This is a genomic window from Acinetobacter brisouii CIP 110357 (assembly GCF_000488275.1).
Taxonomy (GTDB): domain Bacteria; phylum Pseudomonadota; class Gammaproteobacteria; order Pseudomonadales; family Moraxellaceae; genus Acinetobacter; species Acinetobacter brisouii.
In genome coordinates, this window is record NZ_KI530762.1 from 409,010 (window position 1) to 420,697 (window position 11,688).

Below are 11,688 nucleotides of genomic sequence, written 5' to 3' on the forward strand. Positions count from 1 at the left end.
TTATTTAAATCTATATGTTTCTTATATAAAGTCACGAACTTTGTACAAGTTTTATATTGTCTGCTGATAAAATCTTCAACTTTTTCCGTTGCGAAAATGGTAAGCTACGTCACGTAAAATCTATAGGTAAATTTTAAAAATCTTCTATCCTATGAAGAGTTCACTTGCTGTGAAAATCAAGCAGGAATTTGGTCCATTATGAAAAATACAGTAGCTGTGCCAGAGGATTCATTGATTGATATCAAGAATCTGAGCTTTAAGCGAGGCGAGCGCGTCATTTATGACAATGTCAATCTTTGTATTCGCCGTGGGCAAATTACTGCCATTATGGGACCTTCAGGTACAGGTAAGACAACTTTATTACGTCTGATTGGTGGGCAGTTGACTCCCGATCAAGGTTGTGTCCTGCTCGATGGCAAAGATTTGTCAGAAATGTCGCGTCATGAGTTGTTTGCTGCACGTGCACGTATGGGAATGCTATTTCAAAGTGGCGCATTATTTACCGACATGACTGTGTATGAAAATGTTGCTTTTCCACTTCGTGCACATACTCAACTACCCGAAAATCTGATTGCTGAGCTGGTAGCGCTGAAATTGGAGTCGGTTGGTTTACGTGGTGCGGAACAATTGATGCCTTCTGAGCTATCTGGCGGGATGAACCGCCGTGTAGCATTGGCTCGCGCCATTGCACTTGACCCTGAACTCATCATGTACGATGAGCCTTTCGCTGGGCAAGACCCAATTGTAAAGGGTGTTCTGACCCGCCTGATTCGTTCATTGCGTGAAGCATTGGATTTGACAACGATTATTGTCTCGCATGATGTCGATGAAACCATGTCGATTGCAGATTATATCTATATTGTTGCCGAAGGCATCATTCAGGGGGAGGGTACGCCACAAGAGCTACGCCAACATCCTTCTGCATTTGTACAACAATTTCTAAATGGACAGGCTGAAGGCCCTGTCGATTTCCAGTTTAGCCATCAGGCATATTTAAGCCAAGAGGTAAGTTCATGAATGCTATAGCCTTATTGGGTCGACGCGTGATTGAACGTGTACATGGCATTGGTGTGGCAACATTGATGTTGCTGCAGATTATCTGTTCAATGCCAACCCGACTCGGGGTACGTTTATTTGTTTATCAAATGTACCGTGTTGGGGTGATGTCCTTATTGATTATTTCTGTATCTGGTTTGTTTATCGGTTTGGTCTTGGGCCTCCAAGGCTACAATATTCTGGTGAATGTCGGTAGTGAAACCATGCTGGGTACGATGGTGGCATTGACCTTGCTACGTGAGCTTGCCCCTGTGGTTGCAGCTTTGCTGTTTGCAGGGCGAGCAGGTTCTGCATTGACCGCTGAAATTGGCTTGATGAAAGCCACTGAGCAGCTATCGAGTATGGAAATGATCGGGGTAGACCCGCTCAAACGTATTGTGTCACCACGCCTGTGGGCTGGGATTGTCAGTTTACCGATGCTGACCGTGATTTTTGCCGCAATTGGTATTTTTGGCGGCAAAATGGTGGGCGTAGATTTTCTGGGTGTAGATGAAGGCTCTTTCTGGAGTGGCATGCAAAACTCAGTAGAATTTCAACATGATATTGTCAACGGCATCATTAAAAGTGTGGTATTTGCCGTGATCTGTACATGGATTGCTGTGTATCAGGGATATTTTTGTGAGCCAACATCAGAAGGTATTTCCACCGCAACAACGCGTACAGTGGTGTATTCATCTTTGTGTATTTTAGGTTGTGACTTTGTGTTGACTGCGGTCATGTTTGGAGGAGTGTAATGAAGTCCCGTTCAAGTGAGCTGGCCGTAGGTGTACTTGTTATTCTATTCGGCTTGGCATTGTTTTTCTTGGCAATGAAAGTAAGTGGCCTGTCAGGCAGTACCTTAAGTAAAAGTTATGAAATGACAGCCACGTTTGACAATGTTAATGGTCTGAAAGAGCGCGCTAAGGTAACGATGAGTGGTGTGACCATTGGGCGTGTCGAACATATTGACCTTGACCCTGTAACACGTCTTGCCAAAGTGACTTTCGAGCTGGATGGTAATAAAACGACTTTTAATCCGACTCAATTACAGACTGTAGAACAAAATGCGGTGGAAGAACTGCACTATAGTGATGACTATCAACATGCAAATCCTGCGAAACAAAAAGTAATGGAACAGCAACTGTTGAGTAACATGAAGTCCATCACCAATATTGACCAAGATGCTTACATTATGGTGGCAACCAATGGTTTGCTTGGGGAAAAATATCTCAAGATTGTACCTGGTGGCGGTTTGAATTACATCAAGCGTGGCGGCGTGATTAGCAATACTCAAGGGACGATGGATCTTGAAGACTTGATTGGTAAGTTCATTACAGGCATGTCTGGCAAGTCATCTGCAGGTACAGCCGCAGAGACTAAAACAGCCTCTGAACCGAGCCAAACAGCTGATCCACAGACTTCATTCACCCAATAGCAGAATTTAGAGGAGTAAGACGTTGAATACTTTATTTAAACAAACCCTTACAGCAAGCATCTTATCTAGCATGATCGCAGGAACTGCGTTTGCAGCGCCTGCTGAAGCACCGCCAGTCTTTGTAAAACGTGTTGCAGATGCTTTGATTAGCCGCTTAAAAGCAGATCATGCCAAATTGCAAAGCAACCCAGCATCTGTCAATGCGATTGTGAAACAAAACCTTGACCCATATGTTGATGCACAGTCATTCACCCGTATTGTCATGGGAACTTATGCTGCACCACAAAACAGTACCGCACAGCAACGTGCAGCATTTGAACATAATCTGCGTCAAAGTTTAGTTCAAAACTACGGCTCGGCTTTAGCAAAATATAGCAACCAAAGTTATAGCCTACGCCCTTATAAACCTACAGGTGGTGCATTCCCTGTAGTCACTATCGACTTTGTGAACCAAGGGCAAAAAACCCCTGTATCATTCCAGTTGACTGACAGCAATAGCCAATGGAAAATCCGTAATATTAATGTGGCTGGAATTGACTTGGGTCTGCAATTTCGCAACCAGTTTGCAGCAACTGTAAAACGTAACGGTGGCAATATTGATAAAGCGATTGCGACCTTTAAACCAGATGCTGATGCTGCGGTGAAAAAATAAGATAGGTGTATTGTGATTGAGCTTAAACATCAGCAATTATGCCTGTCAGGCACGATTAATTTTGAGAATGCCGCGGAAATTTACCAGAAAGGTCTGGCGCTAATTCGCCAGCATGCACACTTTCCTTTGGTGGTGAATCTGGAAGGTTTGCAGCTTGGTAATACACTCGCGCTGGCAGTTTTGGTACAGTGGTTACGCCAGACGCCAGAACAAAAGGGGTTACATTTTCAGGCAGTTCCAGTCAAAATGCTCAAGATTATTGAAGCCTGCCATTTACAGGATGATCTGATTTTGTTGAGTTAAAGCATGCAATATAAAAAAGCATCCAGATTGGATGCTTTTTTTATATCCATTTTTTCCAGCGGAAATAAGCAGTTGGAAGAACAAATGATGCAACGATAATGACAGAGACAGCAGTAAAGCTGTAATCTCCATGCGCAAATGGTAGAACAGTCGTATTCATCCCGTAGAGACTGGTGACCAGCATCGGTGCTGTGAGTAAACTAGGTAAAATCGAGAAACGACGAATCGTATCGCTTTGTTCTGAGTTAATGAAGCCTGATGTGGTATCGAGTAAGAAACGTACCTTCTGGAACAAGAACGCTGTATGTTCAACCAATGAGCGCACATCTTCACTCATCTCCCGAATTTCACCATCATAAATATGGCTACCCAAAGCGCGTGGGCGAGATAGAAAACTGAGAATACGGCGTAAATCGATCAAACACAGTTGTGCTTTTCCGAGCATGTCTTCTTGTTGTGCCAAACGAGTGACCATGTCATCAAGGTCAAGCACTTGTTCACGGTGGTGGTTATTGAGAACTTCGGTTGAATATTTTTCTAGATCTTTATGAATATCTTCCAATATATCAGCAAGCTCATCGAGCTTGGCTTCGAATAATCCCAGTAAAATCCAGACAGGGTCTTTATAGTCTACATCGTAATCGTTGCGGCGCGCGCGGGCACGAAATGCACGAAATGACACCAGTTTCTCACCACGAAGTGTAAGCAGGCGCTGTTTATTTAAGATAAATGCAACGGTTTGTACCGTTGCCAGCATATGATCCTGCTCATCACTTTCATTATCGACCTGATAGTTTTTATTTTTCGTTAAAAAATAAGTACTGATATGTAAAATGCCATCATCATCGCGATAGAATCGAGCTGATGATGAAATATCTTCAAGCGATTTGAGTGTAGGCAGATTCTGTTCATAGGCATCAATAACCCATTGTTGCTCCTCTTGTGAAGGTGCAATCAGATCAATCCATACTAATTCTGGGTGTAAGTCGAATCCACCATTAATGGTCGCATCTTCGAGACTCCCACGCTCTGTTGCGTAAAAAGCTTCAAGCATCGGTGTCTTTCTCCCTTGGATAGGTCGGGGGTAAAACGGTGGGTGTATTTTAGACAAGGAATTGCGGAAAAACACTGATCAGTTCGTTATTTTGCTAAAAAAATTTCGCTTTAGTTTATTTTTAATACATGACAGATCAATAGTAGGTCAATTTTATGAATTCAATCGCAATCTTTTGTGGCTCTAAAGCAGGTAATGATTCAATTTTTGTAGAAACTGCACAACAGGTCGGACAAAAAATTGCCCAACAAGGTAAAACTTTGGTTTATGGCGGTGGGCGTTCTGGGTTAATGGGGGTTGTTGCAGATAGTGCTTTGCAAGCAGGTGGAAAAGTCATTGGTGTGATTCCTGAGGTACTGGTAAATCGCGAATTGGCGCACCCGCATTTAACTGAATTGCATGTGGTCAACAACATGCATGAGCGTAAAACCAAAATGTCTGAACTTGCTGATGGGTTTATTGCCTTGCCAGGAGGCGCGGGCACATTGGAAGAAATTTTTGAACAATGGACGTGGGCTCAACTCGGAATTCATTTAAAACCATGTGCATTTTTAAATGTGATGGGATTTTATGACCCGTTACTATCCATGATCCAAGCGACGGTCAGACAAGGTTTTACCCACTCTCGCTTTGCCGATACTTTGTTGGTATCTGACCAGATCGAAACTTTATTGGCCCAGTTTGCACAGTATCAGCCACCACAGCCGAAATGGGGCGTTAATGAAATTGTGGCATAAGTCATAAAGCGGTTTTGTGACAATAACTGGATAAATTTGTGAAGATTAATTTATCCAGTTTATTGTTGAGATCGTTGCATTGAGCAACAGGTGTTTTTGTATGATTGAACAAGGCTCTTGTCGCTTCACGAAAAAATAGAGCCTAGTTTTTCGGACTTGCTAGACAAACCGCATGAATCTGCTGGCAACCGAGTTGCTGTAATTTGCTATGTAATGCCTGAATTGAGCTCCCCGTCGTGATGACATCATCCACAATCAGCACGCGGCGGTAACGTACTTTACTGGGGGCTTGAATCACGAACTGCTGTTCAATATTACTGAGGCGTTCCAGTCGGTTCAAACCTTTCTGATGCTGTTGGTCTTGCCGTAGAATGGGTTGCCAGATTGGAACATTCAGTCGTTTAGCTAAATGCTCTGCCAAAAGCAAGGCCTGATTATATCCCCGTTCGATCAAACGTTGCTGTGAAATAGGCATGGGAACAATCGCTTGAACTTTGGGAAATTTAAGCTGACTCAACATATGATTAAATAACGGCAGATAATGCAGTTGCTGTTCGTATTTGAACTGTTGAATCATGCGATCAAGCGGGTACTGATAATAAGCTGCGACCTGAATTTGCATTTCTTGGCGGTGAATATGTTGTTTGAGCCATGGCAACTGTTGCCAGCAATCCTGACAGACAGAACTTTGGGTCGCCCGATCACTTTGGCACAGGCTACAGCTCAACACAGGTTGCAACAGCCGAGACAATTTAGACATAAGCATAGCGCGGTGCCTCCGGTAGCCAGCGTTTTAGCAGGGGTTCAACCAGTTGCGGATACTTTTGCATGATTTGCTGCGCCACATCGTGGGCTTGATTGAGCAAATGATCATCGCGCTCCAGTTTGGCCACCCGAAAACCCAGATCACCTGTTTGTCTGGTTCCCAGCATTTCACCTGGCCCACGTAGCTCCAGATCTTTTTCCGCAATGACAAACCCGTCATTACTTTCTCTTAAAATCGACAGGCGTTCATGTCCGTTTTTTGATAGTGGGGTTTTATAAAGTAACACACAAAAACTGGCTAAAGCGCCACGTCCAACCCGTCCGCGTAACTGATGTAACTGCGATAAACCCAGTCGTTCTGCATTTTCAATGATCATCAGGCTAGCATTGGGGACATCGACCCCGACTTCAATCACGGTGGTGGCAATCAACAATTGCAGCTGGTTGTCTTTGAATTGTTGCATCACGCGCTGCTTGTCATCGGCTTTCATTTTGCCATGCACCAAGCCAATTTTCAGTTCAGGAAAACGTTGCTGAATTTCCTGATAGGTCGCTTCAGCTGCTTGAGCATCGAGAGTTTCGGATTGCTCAACCAAGGTACAGACCCAGTAGGCTTGTTTACCTTCGGCACAGTTGTTGGCAATGCGCTGCAGCACTTCTTCACGGCGGTCGATGGGAATGGCAACCGTTTGAATCGGGGTACGTCCAGGCGGTAGCTCATCAATAATTGACGTGTCTAAATCACCATAAGCGCTCATCGCCAGTGTACGGGGAATCGGGGTAGCGGTCATCACCAGTTGATGCGGTGTGTATTGGGCATCGCCTTTGTTACGTAAAGCCAAGCGCTGATCGACCCCGAAACGATGTTGTTCATCAATAATCACCAAACCGAGTTTGGCAAATTTTACACTGTCCTGAAACAGGGCATGCGTGCCGATCACCAGTTGTGCTGCGCCCGTGGCAATCTGTGCTTCTGCTGCGCTACGAGCTTTGCCTTTTTGTTTGCCCGAGAGCCATGCCACGTTTAAACCCAAAGGTTCAAACCAGCGTTTAAAATTCAGATAATGCTGCTCCGCCAAAATCTCGGTCGGTGCCATCAGTGCCACTTGCCAGTCAGCTTCGAGAGCATGACATGCTGCTATGCCTGCAACCAGTGTTTTTCCTGCACCGACATCGCCTTGTACCAAACGTAGCATCGGCTTGTTCTGTTTTAGATCATCAGCAATTTCTTTCGACACCCGTTTTTGTGCATGGGTCATTTTAAACGGCAGCCCAGCCAAAAGCTGTTTGGCGAGGACTTTACTGCTTGGCAGAGCAGGTGCTTGGATTTGCTGAATATAGGCGCGCCGAGCCAGCAGGCTGAGTTGATGCGCCACCAGTTCTTCAAAAATCAGGCGTTGCTGTGCAGGATGCGAACCTTGTGCCAGTTGTTGCATGTTGGCACTTAGCGGTGGCTCATGAATATAAAACAGTGCATCTTTAAGTGCGTAGCCGTTACAAAACTGGCTGGGAATCAGCTCAGGTAAAGCGTCACTATGCTGTTGTAAGGCTTGTTTGACATATTCCCGTAGTTTGGCTTGGGTTAAACCATCAGTACTGGGATAAATTGCAGTCAGTTGGGTTTTGGGTAATGGGGTATGTGCATGAATGGCTTTAATTTCAGGATGATACAATTCCAAACCACGCGCACCGACACGGATTTCACCAAACACCCGAACCCGCTGCCCAACCTGTAGCGTATTGGTCAGGTTTTTATAGATATGATAAAAACGCAAGGTGACTTTACCAAAATCATCTTGTAGTGCCACCGCCATGGATTTGCGTTTTCCCGCAGGAAAATCGACGGATTGCACCACACCCTCGAGCAAATAGCTACGCCCAACTTGTAGTTGGTTCATGGCAATAATGCTGCTACGATCTTCATAGTCACGTGGTAAGTGAAATAGCAAATCGTCGGTGGTGAATAGATTCAGTTTTTCCAAGAGTGCAGCGGTTGCCTGACCCACGCCTTGTAATTGATGAATTAAAGCCATGTCCCTCCAGCTTAGGTCATGTCATGCATATTGTATTTATTGGTTATGGTAAAACATCTCAACGCGTTGCAAAACAGCTATTTGCACAAGGACACCAGATTAGCACAATTAGCCGTAGCCCGAAAACCGATCCGTTTGCCCAGCATTATGTTCAAGATGTTCATCATTTAGATTTATCAACCTTCGCCCCGATTGACTGGGTATATGTATTGCTTAGCCCTGAACAGAGTAGTGTTGAGGGGTATCAGCAGACTTATGTGGATTCGGTTGCCCCGATTGTGGCAGCATTAGCTTCACATCCTGTGAAAAAGATCATCGTCGTGTCTTCAACGCGGGTTTATGGTGAAGATGCAGGGCAGATAATTGATGATGATAGCCCAATCCAACCAAGTGATGCGCAGGGGCATTTACTGCGGAAAATGGAGCTACGCTGGCAGCAAGCGTATCCTGAACAGAGTATCATCATTCGTCCAAGCGGAATTTATGGAGACAGTGTAGCGAGGATGTGCAAGCTGGCACAGAACACCAGCATTTATCCAAATACACACTGGAGTAACCGTATTCATGTGGATGATCTGGCTGGTTTTTTAGCGTACCTGACCCAGTTACAACAACATCAGCCAAGTTATATCGTTACCAATCCTCAGCCGATTCCGTTGCATGAGGTGATTGCGTGGTTTCAGCAGCAATTGGCTTTGCCACGATTAACGGTAGCGCATCCTGAACAGATTTCGGGTAAGTGTTTATATGCAACGCATTTGCAACAAAGCGGTTTTCAGTTGCAGCATGCCGATTGTTTTCAAGATTATGCGGCGTTGTTGGCACAGCAGTCACATTAAGCTCATAAAAAAACCGCATTCAAAGATGCGGTTTTTTAAAGCCTGATCACTTATTTTTTCTTACGTTTTGAACGGCGTTTGGCATTGTGCTCGGCCATCGCTGCTAAGGCTTGTTGTAACTCATCATCGCTAAAAGTGGTAATGTGGCGCAGCATTTGACGGGTAGCGTCATCCAAGACCAAGTTGGCATATTGAGCAACACGGCTAAAGTTTTCGTCGTATTCCAAGAAGCCTTGTTCATTGGTTTTAATATAGTTTTGCTGAGTCAATACTTTGAGGAAGCTTTGGAATAATGCCTTATCAAAGAACTCTGGTGAATTAAATTCAAACAGCACGGACAAACGCTGCCCGAGTAGGTGACTCAAATCTTCAACCTGTTTTGCTGAAATATTGCCTGAACCACGTTGCGTGATCAGCGCCAAAGTCATGTAGTAACGTTCCAGACTTTGTTTGACAGGTGCCATCATCAGCACCAACTGGTTGTGTGCTTCCGAATTTGGTGTTGGGCTATGCAAGTCGCCTTGAGCATCGCTTGAGATCAGACCCGCTTCAATCATGGCATCGGTATAGGCTTGGATTGGTTGATTGAGCTCAGTCACATCCCATTTCATAAACAGTTCAGCTTTTAAGAATGGGTACAGCGTGCAGATCACATTGCCTAAATCTTCACGGCTGATTTTGCCGTTGAGTTCCACCAAAGATGCAATCAGTGATGGCAAGACAAAAGCATGCAAAACGTTATTGCGGAAGTAGGTCAACAACACTGCCTGATTGTCTTCTACGGTAATAATGTCGCCAAGTGCGTGTTGCACACGTTTGAGCAATTTGAGTTTCAGACCATAACTGATCATCTCTTTGCCTGACAACGAAGTCACTTCACTGCGCGCATCATAAGGCAATCGAGTTGCCAGATGACGATAGGTATCAAGCTGTTTAATAAACAGTTCTTCATCGAGTGTGTGTTTGTCGTTTGCCAGTAAAATCAGTGACAGTAATGAAACAGGATTGATTACCACCGCATTGTTAATTTTTTCCAAGATCGCGTGAGCAGAACTCGTGACTGCATCCGACACTACAGCAGGAATTGGGTCATCATTCTTTTCAATACGAATCTGGTCAGCATTGTGTGCTTTGAGCAGGTCATTCAAAAATACAGGTTCGCCAAAGTTGACATGTACCTTACCGAAAATGCGCTCGATTTTACGCAAGGTTTTGGCAATCCCAATCAGTGATTCCGCTTCTTTGGGTTTACCCTGCATTTCGCCAATATAGGTTGAACCTTCCATGAGGCGTTCATAACCAATATACGTCGGAATAAACACAATCGGTTTGTTGCTGGTACTGCGCAAATGACTGTGTACTGTCATCGCAAGCATGCCTGTTTTTGGCGGTAGCAAACGCCCTGTACGCGAACGTCCACCTTCAATGAAGTATTCGAGGGGCGTATTGCGTGACACAATGCTATATAAATATTCTTTAAATACAGTAGTATATAAACCATTTCCGCGAAAAGAACGGCGAATAAAGAATGCGCCACCACCACGTAATAATTGACCGACAAAAGGCAGATTCAGGTTATCGCCTGCCGCAATGTACGGTACCATCAAGCCACGACGATGAATAATATAAGACAGCAATAAATAGTCGATGTGGCTGCGGTGACATGGGGTATAAACGACTTCATAGTCTTTTGCCAGTTCACGCACGGTGTTGAAATTATGCACTTCAACGCCGTCATACAACTGCGTCCACAAGCGGGTCAGTGCCATATCGGCAAAACGTACGGTTGAATAAGAATAATCCGATACGATTTCATTGACATAGCCAATGGCACGGCGCTCAGCTTCAAACAGGCTGATTTTGCCACGAATACTTTCACGGCGAATGGCCTCTTGAACATCGGGTGCCTTGACCAGAGACTGCATCACGTTACGACGATCTGACAAGTCAGGGCCGAGTACGGCTTCACGTTGGCGATCAAGATATTGATTTAACTGATTGATAATATATGTCGCAGGGGACAGGTTCGGGCGTTGCTCTTTGGCAAAGTTAACCAAGTCGCGCAACGACTGTTCAGGATGGAATTCAATGAAGGACTGACGACCATGCATCCCGATATTAATCAACTGCTTGAGTGTGCTTGGTGTGGCCCACGTGTCAGTAAACAGCAGTTTAAATAAAGAGTCTTCTTTGTCTGGTGACCGCCCCCACAAAATGGTCACAGGCACTAACTGAATGTCTAGCTCAGGCTGTTTCTCAAGCATTTCAATCATGCGTAATAGGCGAGGGGGTAAGGTCGGCGCACTGGCATTCAATAAATAATTATGGTCGGGTTGCTGTAAAAAGAATACCGAGCTTTTTTCTGTCGTATCGCCCAATTGTAAGGGTTCTAATGCAGGCGGTAATTTGAGTTTACGGGTTTCACTATCGACCACCAACGCATTACTGCGTGAGTAATTTTGCAAGACATAGCAAACAATCTTTTGCGGTTGAGCCGCAACTTCGCCACTTTCTGTGGATGCAGCAGAAGTCTGTGGAACATCGCCAAGAACATGTGGAGTCACCACAAGATCAAGAATTTTGCTTGATAGTCTACGGTACATTTGACCAAAACTATTCTTGGACATAGAAACTCCTACTTCAACACAAAGGCAAAGTGATAAAAACAAACAGGATGAAGGGTGATGAGATGGAACAAATCGAACCTTTCGCCAATTTTAACCAAAATGTAGGGCTTTGCGCACAAATTACGTTGAAAAAACGTAGTTTCATGTCATTGAAATCAGAAAAATATTGATCTTATGGGTTTTTCTTGTGGTTTGGTTGCATAAAACT

At 44.5% G+C, this 11,688-nt stretch carries 11 protein-coding genes; 7 read left to right on the top strand and 4 right to left on the bottom strand.

What is annotated here, in order from left to right; genetic code table 11:
• The first annotated feature begins 198 nt into the window (after positions 1–198).
• From P255_RS02010 to P255_RS02030, 5 genes are read left to right on the top strand one after another with little or no spacing between them, the layout of a single operon-like run.
• The gene (locus P255_RS02010) at positions 199–1,017 is read left to right on the top strand and encodes an ABC transporter ATP-binding protein (RefSeq protein WP_004903114.1); all 819 of its coding nucleotides are present in this window, start codon (positions 199–201) and stop codon (positions 1,015–1,017) included.
• A complete protein-coding gene (gene mlaE, locus P255_RS02015; RefSeq protein ID WP_004903116.1) occupies positions 1,014–1,790 on the top strand; it encodes a lipid asymmetry maintenance ABC transporter permease subunit MlaE in 777 nt (258 codons plus the stop codon). The genes P255_RS02010 and mlaE overlap by 4 nt, the downstream gene beginning before the upstream one ends.
• Positions 1,790–2,470 carry an outer membrane lipid asymmetry maintenance protein MlaD gene (gene mlaD / locus P255_RS02020; protein ID WP_004903118.1) on the top strand — a complete coding sequence of 227 codons (681 nt, stop codon included), beginning with the start codon at positions 1,790–1,792 and terminating at the stop codon, positions 2,468–2,470. Before mlaE ends, mlaD begins: the two co-directional genes overlap by 1 nt.
• A gap of 22 nt (positions 2,471–2,492) precedes the next feature.
• Complete coding sequence (locus P255_RS02025) at positions 2,493–3,122, top strand: MlaC/ttg2D family ABC transporter substrate-binding protein (protein WP_004903120.1); 630 nt, start codon at positions 2,493–2,495, stop codon at positions 3,120–3,122.
• Between the two features lie 12 nt (positions 3,123–3,134).
• Entirely contained in the window at positions 3,135–3,425 is a 291-nt protein-coding gene (locus P255_RS02030) for an STAS domain-containing protein (protein WP_004903123.1), read from the top strand.
• A gap of 40 nt (positions 3,426–3,465) precedes the next feature.
• Here P255_RS02030 and P255_RS02035 read toward each other — a convergent pair whose 3' ends face one another.
• Positions 3,466–4,479 carry a CorA family divalent cation transporter gene (locus P255_RS02035; RefSeq protein ID WP_004903125.1) on the bottom strand — a complete coding sequence of 338 codons (1,014 nt, stop codon included), beginning with the start codon at positions 4,477–4,479 and terminating at the stop codon, positions 3,466–3,468.
• Between the two features lie 155 nt (positions 4,480–4,634).
• Here P255_RS02035 and P255_RS02040 point away from each other — a divergent pair, with 155 nt between their 5' ends.
• A complete protein-coding gene (locus P255_RS02040) occupies positions 4,635–5,216 on the top strand; it encodes an LOG family protein (RefSeq protein ID WP_004903129.1) in 582 nt (193 codons plus the stop codon).
• A gap of 142 nt (positions 5,217–5,358) precedes the next feature.
• Here P255_RS02040 and P255_RS02045 read toward each other — a convergent pair whose 3' ends face one another.
• Together P255_RS02045 and recG are read right to left on the bottom strand one after the other, a co-directional pair.
• Positions 5,359–5,982 carry a ComF family protein gene (locus tag P255_RS02045; protein WP_004903131.1) on the bottom strand — a complete coding sequence of 208 codons (624 nt, stop codon included), beginning with the start codon at positions 5,980–5,982 and terminating at the stop codon, positions 5,359–5,361.
• Positions 5,969–8,014, bottom strand: a complete 2,046-nt coding sequence (gene recG, locus P255_RS02050) for an ATP-dependent DNA helicase RecG (RefSeq protein ID WP_004903132.1) — start codon at positions 8,012–8,014, stop codon at positions 5,969–5,971. The genes P255_RS02045 and recG overlap by 14 nt, the downstream gene beginning before the upstream one ends.
• A gap of 23 nt (positions 8,015–8,037) precedes the next feature.
• Here recG and P255_RS02055 point away from each other — a divergent pair, with 23 nt between their 5' ends.
• A complete protein-coding gene (locus tag P255_RS02055; RefSeq protein WP_004903134.1) occupies positions 8,038–8,853 on the top strand; it encodes an NAD-dependent epimerase/dehydratase family protein in 816 nt (271 codons plus the stop codon).
• Positions 8,854–8,903: 50 nt separating this feature from the next.
• On the opposite strand, the gene plsB is transcribed toward P255_RS02055, so the two are convergent.
• A complete protein-coding gene (gene plsB, locus P255_RS02060; protein ID WP_004903136.1) occupies positions 8,904–11,480 on the bottom strand; it encodes a glycerol-3-phosphate 1-O-acyltransferase PlsB in 2,577 nt (858 codons plus the stop codon).
• Between the last annotated feature and the right edge of the window lie 208 nt (positions 11,481–11,688).